Source organism: Streptomyces sp. NPDC026062 (assembly GCF_055568375.1).
The window spans coordinates 43692-61123 of record NZ_JBVHOQ010000019.1 but is presented as its reverse complement, the minus strand read 5'-3'; the positions used below and the strand labels follow the sequence as shown (position 1 = coordinate 61123).

The following is a 17432-nucleotide window of genomic DNA, read 5'->3' as shown; positions in this document are numbered from 1 at the left end:
GCGTCTTCGACCTTTCATCCCGGCACGCACCCTAGGATGCCGACCGAACTGTGCCGGATCTCCGGTACCTGGGTACCCCACTCCGCCACAGCCCCTCCCGCGCGCCCCCGCACATGCATCAATGCGCCCCGTATGCGGGAGTGATGGACCACAGCCCCGCCCGTAACCCCAGGTGACGGCGGGAGTTGTGCTCAGCGTGGAAGAGCCCATCGGAGTCATGGAAGCCGCGCAGATCCCCAAGCAGCGAGCCGAGCAACTGCTCGCCGCGGCAGTGCGGTACGCGGAGGAGCGGCACTGGGACGTGTGCCCAGGCACCTGGCTGGAGCCGGCCGGCGGCGCGGAACGGTGCTCGTGCGGCGAGACCCGCTGCGCGGTGCCCGGCGCCCACCCGACCCGGGCCGACTGGGCGGACCGGGCCACCGGCAGCGGCGCCGCGGCCCGCCGGATGTGGTCGCAGCAGCCCAACTCCTCGATCCTGCTGCCCACCGGCCACTCCTTCGACGCGATCGACGTACCGGAGTCGGCCGGGTTCCTGGCGCTGGCCCGGATGGAACGGATGAGCCTGCCGCTCGGACCGGTCACCCGCACCCCCGACCGCCGGATGCAGTTCTTCGTCCTGCCGGGCGCCGCGGTCAAGGCCGATGCCCTGGTCCGCAGGGTCGGCTGGGACGCCCCGACGATCGGGCTGCGCGGGATCGGCGAGGGCCATTACGTCGTCGCCCCGCCGACCCGCGTCGGCGGCGCCGGAGCCGTGCAGTGGGCCCGCAACCCCTCCACCACCAACCGCTGGCTGCCCGAGGTGGAGGAGCTCATCAGCCCCCTCGCCTACGCCTGCGGGCGCGAAGCCGCCGACGCGCGGGGACGCCTTTCGTAGGGTTGCCCCCAAGCAAGGGGACTTCGAAGGGCGCTCATGATGCCGGACCGGACCGCAGACACCCACGACGCCGACCGGACCGTCGATTCCGGCGTACCGAGGGCGACACCGCCCGCGGTACGCGTGGAAGGCCTCTGGAAACGTTTCGGCAGCCACACCGCGGTCGCCGGAATCGACCTGGTGCTGCCCGCGGGCAAGTTCATCGGACTGGTGGGCCCCAACGGCGCCGGGAAGACCACCACCCTGTCCATGGTCACCGGCCTGCTCCGCCCCGACCTGGGGCGGATCGAGATCAGCGGCCACGACGTCTGGCGCGACCCGGTCGAGGTGAAGTCCCGCATCGGCGTCCTGCCCGAGGGCCTGCGGCTCTTCGAGCGTCTTTCGGGGCGTGAACTCCTCGCCTACACGGGCCGGTTGCGCGGCGTCCCCGGTGACGAGGTCGACAGCAGGGCCACCCAGCTGCTGGACGTCCTCGACCTGGCGGGTGCCCAGCACAAGCTCGTCATCGACTACTCGACGGGCATGCGCAAGAAGATCGGGCTCGCCGCCGCCCTGCTGCACAACCCCGAAGTGCTCTTCCTCGACGAACCGTTCGAGGGCGTCGACCCCGTGTCGGCCCAGACCATCCGAGGAGTCCTGGAGCGCTACACCGGCTCGGGGGCGACCGTCGTCTTCTCCAGCCATGTGATGGAGCTCGTCGAATCGCTCTGCGACTGGGTGGCCGTCATGGCGGCGGGCACCATCCGCGCCCAGGGCACGCTCGACCGGGTCCGCGGCGACGCGCCCTCGCTGCAGAGCGCCTTCCTGGAACTCGTCGGAGCGGGCGACCGCGACCACGGTACGGCCCTGGACTGGCTCGGCGGTGCCCGATGAGCGTGCTCGACGCCCCGGCCGCCTCCGGAACCCCGGCGTACCGCCCGGCCGGTGCCAGGGAACTGGTCCCCGTCCTCGTACGCCTCAAGCTCGCCCTGCTCCGCAACGGGCTGCGGCAGTCGGCCGGCCGCCGGGCCGTGTACATCGCCTCCGTCGTCGCCACCCTGCTCGTCGCCCTCGGCCAGCTGGCCGGTCTGATCGCGCTGCGCGGCCACGCCCACGTGGGCTCCCCCGTCGTGCTGCTGGCCGCGGTGCTGGCGGCCGGCTGGGCCGTGATGCCGCTCTTCTTCGCCGCCGGTGACGAGACCCTCGACCCGAGCCGTCTGGTGATGCTGCCGTTGCGGCCCCGGCCCCTGACCGCCGCGCTCCTGGTCTCCTCGCTGGTCGGCATCGGTCCGCTGTTCACGCTCTGTCTGGCGGCCGGTTCGGTGATCGCGACGGCGCACGGGCCGGTGGCGGTGGTGTTCGCCGTTCTGGCGGCCCCGCTGACCCTGCTGATCTGCGTCGCGCTGGCACGGGCCGTCGCCACGGCCAACACCCGGCTGCTGACCTCCCGCAAGGGCCGTGATCTGGCGGTGCTCAGCGGGCTGGTGATCGCGGTCGGGATCCAGGGTGTCAACTTCGGCGTGCAGCGACTCGGCCGGGCCGGCGGCCTCTCCGCGCTCGACCCGGCGGCGGACGTGGTGCGCTGGCTGCCGCCCGCCTCGGCGATCGGTTCCGTGGACTCCGCGTCCCAGGGGGCGTACGGACGGGCCGCCGTGCAACTGCTGCTGGCGGCGGCCGCGCTGGTCCTGCTGGTGGTGGTGTGGCGGCGCAGCCTGGAGAAGCTGATGACGGCTCCGGACGGCTCGACGCTCTCCGCCGCCGAACCTGCCGGGAAAGCCGGGACTGCCGGGACTGCCGGAAGGAAGTCCGTCCGGAAGGGCTCCGGTCTGTGGGCGCTGTTCCCCGAGGGCCGCACGGCCACGGTGGCACAGCGCAGTCTGCGGTACGTCGCGCGGGACCCGAAGACCAAGGCCGCCTGGGTGACGGCGCTGGCGATCGGGCTGATCGTGCCGCTGCTCAACGCCTTGCAGGGCACCGGGTCGGTCTACTTCGCGTGCTTCGGCGCCGGGATGCTCGGCATCCAGATGTACAACCAGTTCGGTCAGGACACCTCGGCGTTCTGGATGGTGGCGCTGACGATCTCCTCGACCCGTGACGCGTACCTCGAACTGCGGGCGCGGGCACTGGCCCTGCTGTTGATCACCCTCCCGTACACAGTCGTGGTCACGGTCCTGACCGCCGCGGTGCTCGGGGAGTGGGAGGTGCTGCCGGGGGTCATGGGGCTGTCGCTCGCGCTGCTGGGCGCGATGCTGGCGACGGGTGCGGTGGCCTCGGCGAACTTCCCGTACTCGATCCCGCAGGACGGTGCGTTCAAGAACGTGGCGCCCGGACAGGCCGGGCTCGCCTGGATCTCCATCTTCGGCGGCATGGTCTCGGCGGCGCTGCTGTGCGCCCCCGTGATCGGTCTGACGGTCTGGATGCATCTCGCCGACGCGGAGGGCCTGTTGTGGCTCCTGGTGCCGGTGGGTGCGGTGTACGGGGCGCTGATCGCCTGGGCCGGGCTGCGGGTCGCGGCGCCCCGCACGGCGGACCGCCTGCCCGAGATCCTTTCGGCGGTCAGCAAGGGGTGACGGGCGGGCCGCTCCGGTGCTCTACGGGGCCACCGGTTCCCGGTCGTCCTGGGCATCCTCGGCAAGCTGCTCCAGAAAGGGTTCGACCGCGGCGCGCCAGCCCTCGGGCCGGTCGTAGTGGACGAGATGGCCGGCGTCGGCCACCTCCGCGTACTGCCCGCGCGGCAGCACCCGGACCATCTCCTGGGCCTCCGCCCGGCCCAGCTCGCCGTCCAGACCGCGGAGCACCAGAGTGGGGCACCTGACCTGCGCCAGCTCCTCCCAGTGCGCGTCGTAGACCCAGGTGGCGCGAGAGGTGAGCATCTGGCGGCGGGAGAAGACGGGCCGCCATCCGTCGGCGCGCTCCGCCATCACCTCGGCGAAGAACTCGCCACGGGACGGGTTGGGGCGCTCCACCCAGGGGTCGTCCTCGCCGAACCACTTCCGTACGTCGGACAGGGTGGCGAACGGAACCGGCCAGGAGTCGAACCAGTCCTCCCACTCCCGCTGCGAGGCCACGCCACGCGCGGAGGGCCGCATGTCGCAGATGACCAGGGCGCGGACGAGGTCGGGGCGCTTCGCGGCGAGCTGCCAGGCGGTGAGCGCTCCCATCGAATGCCCGATGAGGGTGACCGGGGCGAGGCCGAGCTGCTCGATCGCGGCCTCGGCGTCGGCGACGTACGCCTCGCGGGTGTACGGCCCCTCGGCCGGCTTGTCGCTGCGACCGTGTCCACGCTGGTCGAGGCCGACCGCCCGGTGCCGCTCGGCGAGCCAGCGGGTGGTCGAGGCCCAGTGCGAGGCCCGGCCCATCAGTCCGTGGAGGAGTAGGACTCCCCCGGCCCGGTCGGCTTCCGCGCGCCCCTTGGGCGGGTCGGCGAACTCCCAGGCCGCGAGGCTTATGCCGTCGGTTCCGGTCACATCGATGCGTCGCACCATCGTTTCTGGCACCCCCTTCTGGTCCCTTGATCACCATGTGGTCGCGCCGGCCAGACTATCGAACCTTTATTCGAAAACTGGGCTCCGGCACAGAACACCGCTCGTTCGAGTGACCGTCTCCCAGGATTGACGTCGGCCACGGAGGGGAGATCTTCTGCGGGAGGCGGGCCACTCGGGGATGAGGGCTCGCGGGAACCGACCTTGAGAGCTCGGGGCTCCAGGTCGTCACAGGGGAGGAAAGGCCCCGGCGCCTTGCGGCGCCGGGGCCATCCGTCGTCCCGGGGCATCCGTCGGTCCCGGGCCATCCGTCGGTCCTGGGGCATCCGTCGGTCCGGGAACCTGCGCCGTTCCGGGGACCTGCACCGTTCCGGAGCCCTCCGCCGTCGGGGCCGTCCGTCGTTCCGCAGCGACCGGCCCGGGGGCGCGACTCGGACATCGAGGGGCGCGCGACAACCGCGTGCGCCGGGGCGTACGGACACGGTGGAGGCATCCCCTCGGCCGCGTCCACGGAACGGGCCCGCGGAACCACGACAGCCCTCTCCCGGTGTGCAGGCCGGACATGCCAGTACGACGGGCGCATTCCCTGCTCCCCTCCCCGACCGCACGGCCAGATGGCCGGCACTCTCAGGTATCCCTGCGCGACAGCCTGGCACGCGATCCGTCCGGGCGCTGCAATTCCGGACGGAAAAACGGAAAACGGACGTCAGCAACCACTGATCGTCCGCTGTCCGCGCCTCGGCGCCTACTCACATACGGAGCATCGCCGCGTCCGGAAATGCGCCCGGTTCACCACTCGCCCGCGTCCAGCGCCGGTGCACAGGGGCGCACCGACGCACACGTCAGCACCCGGCGCCCGGCGCCCAGCACCCGGTGCTCGGGCCGGGGCGCAGCGCTCGGCGCCCGCCACCCGGCCGGCGCTCGGGCCGAGCGGTGGAGTGCCCAGCGCTCGCCCAGGGCTCAGCGCTTCGCCACGAACACGTGCGAAGCCACTTCCGCGTCGAGCTCCGCCGCCTCGCCACTGCTGCCGACCAGGACCCCGCCGGCCGACTGCGTCACGCTGACCACGGAACCGGGCTGCACGCCCGCCCGCCGCAGCGTGTACATCAGCTGGGCGTCCGTCTGGATCGGCTCTCCGATCCGGCGGACCACCACCGTCTTGCCGTCCGCGCCCGGGTCGAGCTCCGAGAGGCTGACCATGCCCTCGTCGATGAACGGATCGGCCTCGGCCTTCTCGCCCAACTCCTCGAGGCCCGGAATGGGATTCCCGTAAGGAGACTCCGTCGGGTGACGCAGCAGCTCCAGCACCCGCCGCTCCACCGCCTCGCTCATCACGTGTTCCCAGCGACATGCCTCGGCGTGGACCTGCTCCCACTCCAGGCCGATCACGTCGACGAGCAGGCACTCGGCGAGCCGGTGCTTGCGCATCACGCGGGTCGCCAGCCGGCGCCCCTCATCCGTCAGCTCCAGGTGCCGGTCCCCCGCGACCTGCACCAGGCCGTCGCGCTCCATCCGCGCCACCGTCTGGCTGACGGTCGGACCGCTCTGGTCCAGCCGTTCAGCGATCCGGGCGCGCATGGGGACCACGCCTTCCTCTTCGAGTTCGAGGATGGTGCGGAGATACATCTCCGTCGTGTCGATCAGTCCGGACATTCGTGCCCCTCGATGCAGTCGTGCGCTGGCCCTCGTCCAATTCTGACGCATCGCGCCGACAACCGTGCCTCACCGTCCGAAGGAGCCCTTCCGGCAAGGCCGGGAACGGCCCGCGCGGTATTGACATGTCACTGGTCCAGACCGCAACGTGATCGGCGGTACGGACGCCCCCTGGACACCCCACTCCGCCGGAAAGGCCCTACTCGATGAGCGAAAGCAAGCTGGCCCGTCAGTTCCTCGACGCAGCGATCGGCCTGCTGGAGCGCGTGCGCGACGAGGAGTCCGGCTCCATCGCGGCAGCCGGTGACGCGATCGCCGACACCGTCGTCGCGGGCGGCAGGCTCTTCGCCTTCGGCGCCGGGCACTCCTCGCTGGCCGCCCAGGACGTCGTCTACCGCGCGGGCGGGCTCGCGCTCATGAACGTGCTGGCCGTCCCCGGCACCCTAGGCGTCGACGTCATGCCGGCGACTCTCGGCTCGGCCCTGGAGCGGGTCGACGGCCTCGCGGGCGCGGTGCTCGACTCCAGCCCGGCGAAGCCGGGCGACGTCCTCGTGATCATCTCGCTGTCCGGACGCAACGCCCTGCCGGTGGAGATGGCGATGAACGCCCGCGCCCTGGGCCTGAAGGTCATCGGAGTCACCTCGGTCGCGTACGCGGAGGGCACCCGGTCCCGGCACAGCTCGGGCGGTTTCCTGCGGGACCACTGCGACATCGTCCTGGACAGCAAGATCGCGATCGGCGACGCGGAGCTGGACGTCGACGGCATCGAGGCCCCCTTCGCCCCCGCGTCGACCGTCGTCACCAGCGCGATCATGCAGGCGATGATGGCCGCCGCCTCGGAACGGCTGCTGGAGCGGGGCGTCGAGCCGCCGCTGCTGCGGTCGGGCAACGTCGACGGGGGCCACGAGTGGAACGGCCGGGTCATGACGGAGTACGCGGACCGGATCTTCTACCGGCACTGAGCGCCCGGCCGGGGGGCGGGCCGCGGTACGGGCGACCGGGGGCGGGCCGCGGTACGGCCGGGGCCCGCACACGGGGTGAGCGCCCGCCCCCGGCACGGCTTCCGTCCTCAGGCGCCGGGCGGGCCGGCGCTCACCGCCCGGTGCAGGTCCACCGACGCCGCAACCCGGTCCGCCACGCTCTCCGCGTACACCGCGTCCGGGCGCTCGAACGCGGCGCGGTGCGACGAGCGCAGGAACGTCACCACGCCCAGCGTCCGCCCCCGGCTCCGCAGCACCACGCACAGCGCGTGCACCGAGCCGGCCGGCCACCGGCGCTCCGCCGCCCACTCCCCCGCCGCCTGCGCCGAACCGGCCCCCGCCGAGGCCCGTACCGACCCCGTGCGGTCCACCGCCTGAAGGGCCGGGTGCCCCGGCGCGTACCGCAGCGGGATGCCTCCCCCGGCCACCGGCAGGCACGGCCCCGGCTCGTCGGACGGGGTCTGCGCGGCGCGCACCAGCCGCTCGCCCGCCACCAGGTCGATCAGCGCATGGTCGGCGAAGCCCGCGAGGGCGTAGTCCAGCGACGACGTGGCCGCCTCCATCGGGTCCTCGCACTCGGCGGCCGACCGTGACGCCCGGTGCAGCTGGTTCGACCGGAACCGCGCCCGGTCCGCTTCCTGGGCCGCCAGCTTCGCCGCGGTCACGTCCTGGAACAGCCAGCCGACACCGAGTGGCACCGGCTCCTCCGCGAGCGGGGAGGCCAGCCGCAGGAAGCCGCTGCGCCAGCAGCGCCGCCGGTCGCCCTCGCCCGTGCGCAGCGTCACCCACAACTCGGCGGGGGAGGGTGGGGCGCCCTCGGCCAGCACGTGCTGGAGGGCGCCCTCCAGGTCCTCGACACCCTGCACGATCAGCTCGCCGAGGGGCCGGCCGAGCAGCGCCGTACGGCCACCGCCCAGCGCACGGGCCGCGTGTCGGTTGACGACGGTGGGCCGCAGGTCCACGTCGACGAGGACCACACCCCATGACGCGTCCTCGAACAGCGCCTCGCTCAGCGCGATGGACCGCTCCAGATCGATCTGCGCATGGACCTCGCTGAACGCGCAGTACACCCCGGCGGGCTTCCCGTCCGCGCCCCGCACCCCGGCCGACTGGGTCCGCACCAGCACCCGCCCGCCGTCCTTGCGCAGCAGCGCGAACTCGTGCACCCGGCGCCCGGCCCCGTCCATGACGGCCATCAGCCGCCCCTGCACCTCGCCCGCGTCCGCCCGCCGCACGGCCCACCCGGCGAACCCCGGCCGGCCCACGGCCTCCTCGGCCGACCAGCCGAGGATCCGCTCGGCCTCGCGGTTCCAGTGGGTGACGGTGCCGTCGGCGTCGAAGGCACACAGGGCGGCGTCCATGCCGTCGAGGAGGGCCGCCAGCAGCTCCGCCCCGGGAATCGGTTCGGGACCGAGAGCATCGGTCGTTCCGCTGCTCGTGGAAGCACTCATCCCCGGACCCCCTGCAGGCCGCGTCCGTCATTGCCGCACGTCAGACCATTGAACTCGAACGTGACGCAGCACACATCGACTTCCCGGAAATCGCCGGAAATCCATGGCTCCGATAATTCGGTTGTCCGGAGCGGGAGAGCTTCCTAGGCTGCTGCCACACGCAGAAAGGAGGTGTTCCGGAAGTGATTTCTTCTCGGACTCGTGAGGTGACTGCGGGCTGACGCCCGTTGTCGCGCTCTTTGCAGTGCAGGCCGGTCATCGGCCAATCCCAAGCAGTCACCGACCCGCAGGCTCGCCGGTATGTCCGGCCGGCTCCTCCGCAAGGAGGGACCAGAGCCTGCGGGTTTCTGCATGTCGGGGCCGGCGCCCTCCCCGGCACGGGCGGCGCCCCTCCCTGGCATGGGGCCGACGCGTGACTCTCCCCGACATGGGTGGCGCCGCCCCGACACGGGAGGCGCCACCCGCGACACGGGCTGCGGCACCGTCCTACGGGCACAGCCTCTCGACGCGCCACCCGGCGTCCCCCGCCTCCCGCACGTACCGCAGCCGGTCGTGGAGCCGGTTCTCATGGCCCTGCCAGAACTCGATCGTGTCGGGAACGACGCGGAAGCCGCCCCAGTGCGGGGGCGCCGGGACCTTCTCGCCCTCCGGGTAGCGGGCCGCGAGGTCCTCGTAGCGGTGGAGCAGCTCCTCGCGGGAGGCGATCACCGTGGACTGGTCGCTGGCCCAGGCGCCGAGCTGGGAGCCGTGGGGCCGGGTACGGAAGTAGGCGACGGTCTCCTCGCGGGGGACCCGGGCCGCGGTGCCGGTGACGATGACCTGGCGGGCCAGCGGGTGCCAGGGGAAGAGGAGCGCCACATGCGGGTTGGCGGTCAGCTCGCGGCCCTTGCGGGACCCGTAGTTGGTGAAGAAGACGAAGCCGCGCTCGTCGTACATCTTCAGCAGCACCGTGCGGGAGGACGGCAGGCCTTCGGGGGTCGCCGTGGAGACCACCATGGCGTTCGGCTCGTGGAGCATGCCGCCTGCGGCGACCTGCCGGAACCAGTGGGCGAACTGCCGCATCGGATCGGCGGCGAGACCGTCCTCGGTGAAGGCCTCGGAACGGTACTGCTCGCGCATCGCGGCCGGATCGGTGGTGGAATCGGAGGAGGAGTCTGCGGTGGGCACGGTGTCATCCTGCCGCAGCGGCCGCGTCCACCGGCAAGGAGGTCCGCCACCGCCGTTCCGGGTGCGACGGGGAAGCTGTGCCGGTTGTCACGCTTCCCGGTCACGTCGGAACCCGCCAGTATCTTGGGTGGGCCCCGGAGCCCGCCCGCAGCCGCCGACCGAGGGAGCCGTCTGATGTCCGACTTCGTACCCGGACTCGAAGGAGTCGTCGCGTTCGAAACGGAAATCGCCGAACCCGACAAGGAAGGCGGTTCGCTGCGTTACCGAGGCGTCGACATCGAGGATCTCGTCGGCCATGTGTCGTTCGGCCATGTGTGGGGGCTGCTGGTCGACGGGGCGTTCAGTCCCGGTCTGCCGCCCGCCGAGCCGTTCCCGATCCCGGTGCACTCCGGCGACATCCGCGTGGACGTCCAGTCCGCCCTGGCGATGCTGGCGCCCGTGTGGGGCCTGAAGCCACTGCTGGACATCGACGAGGAGACCGCCCGCAACGACCTGGCGCGGGCCGCCGTCATGGCGCTGTCGTACGTCGCGCAGTCCGCGCGGGGACAGGGCCGGCCGATGGTCCCGCAGAGCGAGATCGACAAGGCCGGATCCGTTGTGGAGCGGTTCATGATCCGCTGGCGCGGTGAGCCGGATCCCCTGCATGTGAAGGCCGTCGACGCGTACTGGACGTCGGCCGCCGAGCACGGCATGAACGCCTCGACGTTCACCGCCCGCGTCATCGCCTCCACCGGCGCCGATGTGGCCGCCGCGCTGTCCGGCGCGGTGGGCGCGATGTCGGGCCCGCTGCACGGCGGCGCCCCGTCCCGCGTCCTCGGCATGATCGAGGAGATCGAACGGACCGGGGACGCCACCGCGTACGTGAAGCGGGCCCTGGACAGGGGCGAACGCCTGATGGGCTTCGGCCACCGCGTCTACCGCGCCGAGGACCCCCGCGCACGGGTCCTGCGCCGTACCGCCGAAGAGCTCGGCGCGCCGAGGTTCGAGGTGGCGCTGGCGCTGGAGAAGGCCGCGCTGGAGGAGCTGCACGCCCGGCGCCCGGACCGGGTGCTGGCGACGAACGTGGAGTTCTGGGCGGCGATCATGCTGGACTTCGCGGAGATTCCGGCACCCATGTTCACATCGATGTTCACGTGCGCGCGCACGGCGGGCTGGTCGGCGCACATCCTGGAACAGAAGCGGACGGGGCGCCTGGTGCGGCCGTCGGCCACGTACATCGGGCCGGGAACACGTAGCCCTCGGGAGATCCCGGGGTTCGATCAGCTGGCCGACCTGGGGAACTGACCGGCCGGGGCCAAAGTGCGGGCGACGGGACCGCTGTGACACACCATGCGGCCCCACGACGCCACCCAAGGGCTGTCCCGCATTTCCTGGTCGTGCGCCCGCCAGGAATTGCGGGACAGCCCTTGGGTCGCTCTCGCCGAGACGCTGGGCGCCGAACTCGTCACGGTTGACCGCACGTTCACGCAGACCCCCGCCCCCCCATCGCGCGGTGCAAACCTGCGCGACGACTGACACAGTGCGACGCGACGACCGACGTACGGCGCGGAGGGCCCGTCCAGCGACGTGACGGCGGTGGGGGCATCGGCACGCCGAGCCGTGCCGCACCCGTCGCAAACCTGTGGCGCGCCTGTGTCATTTCCACCCCATTCTGAGATGCGTCACGGCGCGCCCCGGTGACAACCGCCACCGAGGCGCGCCGCTCACGCACATCCGGTCACAGGGCCGGAGGTGTCGTCCGGTCGTTGAACGCTCCGGCTGTCCTACGGGGGCGGCCCTCACTGCCAGTTAGGTCAAAATGACACGCACGGGACGCATCTTCTCCGCAGTCGCTCTCACCACCGTGGCGCTCGGGCTCACGGCCTGCAATGACGGCGACGACTCGTCATCGGCGCAGGAGTCGCCGTCGGCCTCCGCCCCGGCATCGCCCGACCCGGCATCGTCGGACCCGGGCAGCGAGAGCCCGTCCGCGGACCCGAGCGGCGACGACGCCGCTCCGGCCGGTGGCGATGTCACCGCACCGGGCACGAAGCTCAAGGTCGGTGACCGGGCGGTCCTGCCGTTCAAGTACGGGACGGAGAAGAAGGGCACCATCGCCGTGACGGTCAAGGCGATCGAGAAGGGCGCCGAGGCCGACATGGCCCCGTTCGGCGCGAAGGCGAAGGGCATGACGCCCTATTACATCCGGCTGAAGGTGGAGAACGTCGGCGGCACCGACCTGTCGTACGCGTCGCTGAGGCTGCGCGGCAAGCTGGCGGGCGGCGCCCCCACGGGCGTCATCCTGATCGGCGACCTGCCGGGCAAGTGCGACAACGAGACGGCCCCCCGCGACTTCACCACCAAGGGCGCGTCGTACGAGACCTGCTCGCTCAGCGCCTCGAAGACCGATCCCATCGCGGCCGCCGAGTTCGACGAGGGTGACGCGTACAGCGACAGCCCGGTCCTCTGGACCAGCTGACCTTCTTTTCCCGTGGCCGCGGCGCCGGGCATCTCGTCCTTGACGACATGCCCGGCCGGCGGCCACTCGCCTTCGGGGCGCCGGTGTACGGGCCCGAAGGGAATTCCGCGGAAGGAGTCAGAGGATTTCGATGTCCTTGACCCGCGGCGGGTTGTTCGGGAACGTGATGTCGGTCCACCGGTCGATGCGGATCGAGTCACCGTTCACGTCGTAGTAGATGAGGTCGTTGTTGCCCGTGGAAATGCGGTCGATCCACCAACTCCCGAAACCGGTCCGGCCCTTGTTCGCATAGCAGTCCACACTGGTGGCGCCGTTCAGGTGGGACCAGATCTTCAGGAAGTTCTCCCCGCCACGGCACTCGATGTGGTCGATGGCGACGGCGTTGCTCGTGGGCATCATCATCGTGACCGCTGCGGTGGCGGCGATCGCCACACCCAGGGAACGGGCAGCCCTCTTCGTCTTCGAAATCACAAGATCCCCTTCATCCGAATTTCGCCATCCGGCACCACGCCTCCGGTCATCAGTCCTCGACCTTCGACATTGAGCCGCCAGCATTCAACCTTCGACTTTCGAACGGAAAGGCCAAGCGTCGGCGCGGGGAACGAAAAGGCATCGAAAATCCATTCGCCCGTCGCACATTGTCGCCATTGCCGCCCTTTTTCCTGCTTTACGAAGATCGCGCAGGGCGGCTGCATATAGCAATCACCCACGACTCCCCGGTCCGGAAATAGACCCCTAAATGTCCAGATCGAGACATCAGGGAGCTTTGCCGTTTTTCTGCCTCCTGACAGAAAGGCGGGGCAGGGCAGGACGCGTAGGGGCGGCGAGGTCGAGTGGGGATGGCGAGGCCGGGGGACTGCGGGGCCTGGTGGGACCGGCCGGCACGCGTACGGTTCCGGGCGGCCGGGCCGTGTCCGGGCGGCCGGGCCGTGTCGGGGCGGCCCGGGGCGCTCCAGGGCGCCCCGAGCCCCGCCGCGTCAGGGTCTGTACAAAGCCTCCGGCTACAACTCCCGGCCAGAACTCTCCCGCTACAGCCTTCCGGCTACAGCTTTCCGGCGAGGAGCGCGGTGCGGTGGCCGCCCAGTCTGCGGCCGATCTCCCGGGTGAAGCCGGACGTCAGCTCCGCCCAGCCCCAGAACGTGAACCCGAGGTTCCCGCACGCGTAGTAGTCGTCCTCCCAGCTCCACCGGTCGATCCCGGAGGCGCCTTCACAGGACGGACAGTGCACGATCCCTTCGCCGCCGCGTTCGGCCCAGTCGTGGAACCGCCCTCTGAAGGGTTCCCAGGCGGACTCGATGGGCTCCCACACCTCGTCGACCAGCCGGATCTCGGTCCGGCAGAGCGGGCAGACGGCCGCGCCCGCGTCTCCCTGGCCGCTGTCGAAGACCGTGCGGCCGGTCTGGACGTGCAGCCCGTTGGACCACAGGTCGACCGGGTCCGGGTCGTCGACGGCCTTGGTGAAGTGCGGGCCGGGTGCGTGCCCGTATCCGTCACCGCCCAGGACGCAGTCGGTGCGCTCGGCGGCCACGATGCCTTCGGCGATCAGCCAGTCCAGGACCCGGGCCCCGAGCTCCTGGGCATCCCGCTCGGTGGCGTCGAGGTCGACGACCGTCTGGAAGTAGTCCCCCACGATTCCCCCAGCTCCTCAGCGGCCCACGTGTGCGGTGAAAGCGGCCCAAGCGGCGACCTCGACGCACCGGCCGCCCTCGTCACCGCTGTAACTGGACTTGAACCACGCGCGTGCAGTGCTCATCGGTCTCGGCCTCCCAGCAGACGGTCCAGCAGGCCCGGGGTGGCTTCCGGCCTGAGGGCCTGAGCTCGCAGCATCGCATATTTCTGGGACAGGATGCTGATCTCATCAGGGTCGGAGACGAGCATGCGAGGACGCGACCGTCTCCACCTGGATGCCTACCGCATCGGCCAGTTGAGCCTGGGTGAGGCCGGCCGCGACGCGGAACCGGACTTCACGCCTCGGCGACCCGTACAGAAGATATGTACGAGCTCCCGCGGCTCGAAGCCCGAAGCTCGCATCTCGGGTCCCGAGCTTCGAGCTTCGAGACGCGAGACGCGAGCCCCAAGCTTCGACTGACGGGAGGGGCTGTTCACCCGTTCGAGGGGCGGTGGGGCGGGTCGGGCCCGGAGCTTGAGACCCGAGATACGAGCTTCGAGATGCGAGCCGCGAGATTCGAGCGCCTTCTTTTAACCGGCCACTGAATACAGGGGGGTTGGGGAAACCTCCCCTACCTCCCTGCCCGTAACGGCGAGCAAGTATGACTAATGGTGACGGCTTGCGACAGAGCGTCGCGACTGTCTACGGTGCGAGAACAAAGCGACCCCGACCGGTGTAATCAGCACCGAGCCGGGGTCTGACCCCAAGATCGAAAAGGCGATCCCGTGGCTTCCCAGGATTTTAGTCCCGCCCTGCCCGCGCCCGCAGTGGCGGCCCCGTACCCGATGGCCCAGCCCGGCTACGGCAAGCGCTCCACCCCGGACCAACTCCCTCCTCATCCTGATGACTTCGCTCTGCTGCCCGTGCGCGAGCGGTACATCGCGGGGTTCATCGACCACCTTCCCGAGGGCGCGTCGATGAGCGTGAAATGCCTCGCCAAACAGATCCCGCTCTACGGCCAGCAGGCCATCGCCTCCGCCCTGACCGCCCTGTCGGTGGCCGGGCACCTGCGCCGCGTGCGATGCGCGATCGGTGTCGGCGACGAGACGCGATGGGTGTTCCGCACCTTCTGGTCCCGCACCGCCCAGGACAGCGAGTGGTGGGCCGCCCATCTCACGCTGGGAACACCCCAGCCGGTACCCACCTCGATGCCCGCGCCCGTATCCGGGCCCGTGGTCCCCGAGCCCAAGCCGATCCCCGTGGCGGTCCCCGTACCGCGTGCCGCCCCCGAACCGGTGCCGGTGCCGGTGCCGGAGGCTTCCTCGCCCGCGTATCTGGCGCTCGCCCGGCTCGGCCACCTCGACACACGGCTCACGCTCTCCGCCGACGACTGCACGGCCCTCCAGGAACTCGCCGAACGCTGGTTCGCCCACGGCGTGAACGCCGACTACCTCACCAGCGCCCTCACCGCCGGACTGCCCGCCCACGTCGACTCACCCATCGGCTTCGTCCGCCGACGCCTCATCGACAAACTCCCGCCCGCCCTGCCCACCACACCCACCCCGCCCCCGGCCGGAACCCCCACCCCGCGCGTGATGATGGAATGCACCGACTGCGGCGCCCCCGGCCCCGCCGCAGCACTCCCCGACGGCCTCTGCCGCCCCTGCCGCCAGCCCAAGACCCACACGGAGACCACGGTGGCACCCCCCGCCGAACGCGACGTCACCACACTCGTCGCCGGACTCCGCGACCTCCTCAAAACCCCCTGAGCCGGATACCTCCGAGCGGCCACGGCGCCCCATGATCCTGAGGCAAGGTTGCCAGTGCCCGTATTGCACGATTCACTTGCGCACATACCCAGAAAATCGCGGGGCGGAGGGCACACGCATGCTGCTGAACTTCAGAGTGTCGAATCATCGCTCCGTCCGCGAGGAACAGGAGCTCCAGCTCTATCCCGCCTATGATGCGGACCGCCCTCCGGGCACGGACTGGGCCGCCGTCCCCGTGGCCGGACTGTTCGGAGCCAACGCGGCCGGCAAGTCGAACCTCATCGGCGCGCTGGAGTACATGGCGGGGATGGTCCTGAACTCGCATCGTGACGCGGAGCCCGGCGACGGCATCACCCGCAGCGTGTTCCGTCTGGACGCCGCCGCAGCCGAGGAGCCGTCCTGGTACGTGGTGGATCTGGTGTTGGACGGGGTTCGCCACACCTACGGCTTCAGCGTCGACGACGAGCGCGTGCTCGACGAATGGCTGTACAGCTACCCGCACGGCAAGAAGCGCAAGATCTTCGAGCGTGCCGAGGGAGAAGTGAGTCCGGGCGACTCGCAGGCCAGACGTGAGCTGGAACTGGTCGAGAACATCACCGAACCGAATGTCCTCTTCCTGACAATGGCCGCGCGCTCCAGGCAGAAGGACTTCCGTCCTGTCTACGACTGGTTCGCCACAAGCCTGAGATTCAGCGGGGGCGGCGGGTCCTCACGGGGGGCTGCTCCCGGAGAGCCGGGGTCGGCCTGGGACACTCCCGGCCTCCTGGCCCTCCTGCGCTCGGCCGACCTCGGGATCGAGGAGTACGGGACGGAGGTGCAGGTCATGGACGAGGAGGCGCTGCGCCGTCTGTACGACGGTCGGGTGCCCCGGCGTGAGCTCGCCAGGCTGGAGGAATCCGGACCCCGCGAGGCCGTGCGCCCGTGGATCGGCCATCGAGGGCGGACCGGCGTCGTCCGCATGGAGCTCCACGAGGAGTCCGCAGGCACCCGGGCGCTGCTGGAACAGGCCCCGCGATTCCTGTCCGTGCTGAGTCGGGGCGGCACCTTCATCGTCGATGAGATCGACTCCAGCCTGCACCCGCTGCTCACCACCCAGCTCATCAAGCTCTTCCAGGAACCGGCCACCAACCCTCGCGGCGCACAACTCGTCTTCACCTCCCACGACGCCAGCTTGCTCGGCCGTGCCGACGGCGAGGACATCCTCAAGCGGGATCAGGTGTGGTTCGTGGAGAAGGACCAGCACGGCGAGACGAGGCTGTTCTCCCTGTCCGAGTTCAAACCACGCACCGGAGAGAACCACGAGCGCCGCTATCTGGGCGGCAGCTACGGCGGAGTGCCCTTCATCGACGAGAGTTTCGCCAAGGCCCTGGCGACACGGGGAGTACGGCATGGCACGGCAAGCTAAGCCGGACGGACGCAAGCGTCCGTCCCGTGAGTCACAGCTCGGAAGGAAGACCGGACTTCGTTCCCCGCGCCTGCGCTTATTGGTCGTCTGCGGCGCCGAGGTGACCGAACACGACTACGTCCAGGGCCTCAAGAGCGCTGTCCGGAACCCTGCCGTATCGGTCAGGATCGTGAAGCATCCCCGGGCCCCCTCTCAAGTCGTCGCGCACACGACGAGGCTGCTCCAGGAGGCCGGCGACGCCTACGACGAGGCGTGGTGCGTCCTGGATGTCGATGTTTCACCGACATCGACCAGGCCCTGCGTGAGGCCGACCGCAGCGGCATCGGCGTCGCTCTGTCCAACCCTTGCTTCGAAGTGTGGCTGCTCCTGCACTTCACGGATCACCGCAAGCACGCACCCTCGTACAACCAGCTGGTTCCCCTGCTGAACAAGCACGCTCCGGGCAGCTACTCCAAGACCGGTCTGGACTTCCGTCACTACGCAAGCGGCTGGCGCGAGGCGGTCCGCCGGGCGAAGAAGCTTGCCCCGGAGGGCAAGGAACAGGGGGTCAATCCCTCCACAGGCATGTGGAGACTCGCTCGTGCCATCGGAGGGCCCGAGTAGGC

The 17432-nt window shown here is 70.7% G+C and carries 16 protein-coding genes and 1 pseudogene; 9 read left to right on the top strand and 8 right to left on the bottom strand.

The window, feature by feature from the left end:
* The first annotated feature begins 217 nt into the window (after positions 1-217).
* Genes ACZ4LX_RS19100 through ACZ4LX_RS19090 form a run of 3 tightly spaced genes read left to right on the top strand, consistent with a single transcriptional unit; the run spans position 218 to position 3423 of the window.
* Positions 218-874: a bifunctional DNA primase/polymerase gene (locus ACZ4LX_RS19100; protein WP_467646178.1), complete on the top strand. Its 657-nt coding sequence runs from the start codon at positions 218-220 to the stop codon at positions 872-874.
* A gap of 39 nt (positions 875-913) precedes the next feature.
* A complete protein-coding gene (locus tag ACZ4LX_RS19095) occupies positions 914-1747 on the top strand; it encodes an ABC transporter ATP-binding protein (protein WP_467646175.1) in 834 nt (277 codons plus the stop codon).
* Positions 1744-3423, top strand: coding sequence for a transporter (locus ACZ4LX_RS19090; RefSeq protein WP_467645875.1), 1680 nt, complete (start codon positions 1744-1746; stop codon positions 3421-3423). The genes ACZ4LX_RS19095 and ACZ4LX_RS19090 overlap by 4 nt, the downstream gene beginning before the upstream one ends.
* A 21-nt stretch (positions 3424-3444) precedes the next feature.
* On the opposite strand, the gene ACZ4LX_RS19085 is transcribed toward ACZ4LX_RS19090, so the two are convergent.
* Both ACZ4LX_RS19085 and ACZ4LX_RS19080 read right to left on the bottom strand, forming a co-directional pair.
* Positions 3445-4338 (bottom strand): alpha/beta fold hydrolase, encoded by an 894-nt coding sequence (locus ACZ4LX_RS19085; RefSeq protein WP_467645870.1) that lies wholly within the window; start codon positions 4336-4338, stop codon positions 3445-3447.
* 957 nt (positions 4339-5295) lie between these two features.
* Positions 5296-5988 carry a metal-dependent transcriptional regulator gene (locus ACZ4LX_RS19080; protein WP_467645864.1) on the bottom strand — a complete coding sequence of 231 codons (693 nt, stop codon included), beginning with the start codon at positions 5986-5988 and terminating at the stop codon, positions 5296-5298.
* A 206-nt stretch (positions 5989-6194) separates the two neighbouring features.
* Here ACZ4LX_RS19080 and ACZ4LX_RS19075 point away from each other — a divergent pair, with 206 nt between their 5' ends.
* On the top strand, positions 6195-6950 hold the full coding sequence (locus ACZ4LX_RS19075) for an SIS domain-containing protein (protein WP_467645861.1): 756 nt from the start codon (positions 6195-6197) through the stop codon (positions 6948-6950).
* A 107-nt stretch (positions 6951-7057) separates the two neighbouring features.
* On the opposite strand, the gene ACZ4LX_RS19070 is transcribed toward ACZ4LX_RS19075, so the two are convergent.
* Positions 7058-8419 carry a PAS domain-containing protein gene (locus ACZ4LX_RS19070; protein WP_467645858.1) on the bottom strand — a complete coding sequence of 454 codons (1362 nt, stop codon included), beginning with the start codon at positions 8417-8419 and terminating at the stop codon, positions 7058-7060.
* A gap of 486 nt (positions 8420-8905) precedes the next feature.
* The gene (gene pdxH, locus ACZ4LX_RS19065) at positions 8906-9538 is read right to left on the bottom strand and encodes a pyridoxamine 5'-phosphate oxidase (RefSeq protein WP_467646173.1); all 633 of its coding nucleotides are present in this window, start codon (positions 9536-9538) and stop codon (positions 8906-8908) included.
* A gap of 222 nt (positions 9539-9760) precedes the next feature.
* Between pdxH and ACZ4LX_RS19060 the strand changes: the two genes are divergently transcribed.
* Complete coding sequence (locus ACZ4LX_RS19060; RefSeq protein WP_467645854.1) at positions 9761-10870, top strand: citrate synthase 2; 1110 nt, start codon at positions 9761-9763, stop codon at positions 10868-10870.
* A 514-nt stretch (positions 10871-11384) separates the two neighbouring features.
* Positions 11385-12044, top strand: a complete 660-nt coding sequence (locus ACZ4LX_RS19055; protein WP_467645850.1) for a hypothetical protein — start codon at positions 11385-11387, stop codon at positions 12042-12044.
* A 117-nt stretch (positions 12045-12161) separates the two neighbouring features.
* On the opposite strand, the gene ACZ4LX_RS19050 is transcribed toward ACZ4LX_RS19055, so the two are convergent.
* The 4 genes from ACZ4LX_RS19050 to ACZ4LX_RS19035 form a co-directional block, all read right to left on the bottom strand.
* Positions 12162-12515 carry a beta/gamma crystallin domain-containing protein gene (locus tag ACZ4LX_RS19050; protein WP_467645847.1) on the bottom strand — a complete coding sequence of 118 codons (354 nt, stop codon included), beginning with the start codon at positions 12513-12515 and terminating at the stop codon, positions 12162-12164.
* Positions 12512-12754: a hypothetical protein gene (locus ACZ4LX_RS19045; protein WP_467645845.1), complete on the bottom strand. Its 243-nt coding sequence runs from the start codon at positions 12752-12754 to the stop codon at positions 12512-12514. The genes ACZ4LX_RS19050 and ACZ4LX_RS19045 overlap by 4 nt, the downstream gene beginning before the upstream one ends.
* Before the next feature lie 332 nt (positions 12755-13086).
* The gene (locus ACZ4LX_RS19040) at positions 13087-13674 is read right to left on the bottom strand and encodes a hypothetical protein (protein WP_467645842.1); all 588 of its coding nucleotides are present in this window, start codon (positions 13672-13674) and stop codon (positions 13087-13089) included.
* 15 nt (positions 13675-13689) lie between these two features.
* On the bottom strand, positions 13690-13797 hold the full coding sequence (locus ACZ4LX_RS19035) for a DUF397 domain-containing protein (protein ID WP_467645840.1): 108 nt from the start codon (positions 13795-13797) through the stop codon (positions 13690-13692).
* Between the two features lie 641 nt (positions 13798-14438).
* Between ACZ4LX_RS19035 and ACZ4LX_RS19030 the strand changes: the two genes are divergently transcribed.
* The 3 genes and pseudogenes from ACZ4LX_RS19030 to ACZ4LX_RS19020 all read left to right on the top strand — a co-directional run bounded on the left by ACZ4LX_RS19030 (position 14439) and on the right by ACZ4LX_RS19020 (position 17430).
* Positions 14439-15422 carry a MarR family transcriptional regulator gene (locus ACZ4LX_RS19030; RefSeq protein WP_467645836.1) on the top strand — a complete coding sequence of 328 codons (984 nt, stop codon included), beginning with the start codon at positions 14439-14441 and terminating at the stop codon, positions 15420-15422.
* A gap of 118 nt (positions 15423-15540) precedes the next feature.
* Entirely contained in the window at positions 15541-16827 is a 1287-nt protein-coding gene (locus tag ACZ4LX_RS19025) for an AAA family ATPase (protein ID WP_467645833.1), read from the top strand.
* Positions 16811-17430: pseudogene (locus ACZ4LX_RS19020) on the top strand (RloB family protein). Before ACZ4LX_RS19025 ends, ACZ4LX_RS19020 begins: the two are co-directional and overlap by 17 nt.
* Positions 17431-17432 lie beyond the last annotated feature (2 nt).

Bases quoted from the DNA above. Each gene is read 5' to 3' on its own strand.
- ACZ4LX_RS19100 (WP_467646178.1), top strand. From the start codon at position 218: ATGGAAGCCGCGCAGATCCCCAAGCAGCGAGCCGAGCAACTGCTCGCC.
- ACZ4LX_RS19095 (WP_467646175.1), top strand. From the start codon at position 914: ATGCCGGACCGGACCGCAGACACCCACGACGCCGACCGGACCGTCGAT.
- ACZ4LX_RS19090 (WP_467645875.1), top strand. From the start codon at position 1,744: ATGAGCGTGCTCGACGCCCCGGCCGCCTCCGGAACCCCGGCGTACCGC.
- ACZ4LX_RS19085 (WP_467645870.1), bottom strand. From the start codon at position 4,338: ATGGTGCGACGCATCGATGTGACCGGAACCGACGGCATAAGCCTCGCG.
- ACZ4LX_RS19080 (WP_467645864.1), bottom strand. From the start codon at position 5,988: ATGTCCGGACTGATCGACACGACGGAGATGTATCTCCGCACCATCCTC.
- ACZ4LX_RS19075 (WP_467645861.1), top strand. From the start codon at position 6,195: ATGAGCGAAAGCAAGCTGGCCCGTCAGTTCCTCGACGCAGCGATCGGC.
- ACZ4LX_RS19070 (WP_467645858.1), bottom strand. From the start codon at position 8,419: ATGAGTGCTTCCACGAGCAGCGGAACGACCGATGCTCTCGGTCCCGAA.
- pdxH (WP_467646173.1), bottom strand. From the start codon at position 9,538: ATGCGCGAGCAGTACCGTTCCGAGGCCTTCACCGAGGACGGTCTCGCC.
- ACZ4LX_RS19060 (WP_467645854.1), top strand. From the start codon at position 9,761: ATGTCCGACTTCGTACCCGGACTCGAAGGAGTCGTCGCGTTCGAAACG.
- ACZ4LX_RS19055 (WP_467645850.1), top strand. From the start codon at position 11,385: ATGACACGCACGGGACGCATCTTCTCCGCAGTCGCTCTCACCACCGTG.
- ACZ4LX_RS19035 (WP_467645840.1), bottom strand. From the start codon at position 13,797: ATGAGCACTGCACGCGCGTGGTTCAAGTCCAGTTACAGCGGTGACGAG.
- ACZ4LX_RS19025 (WP_467645833.1), top strand. From the start codon at position 15,541: ATGCTGCTGAACTTCAGAGTGTCGAATCATCGCTCCGTCCGCGAGGAA.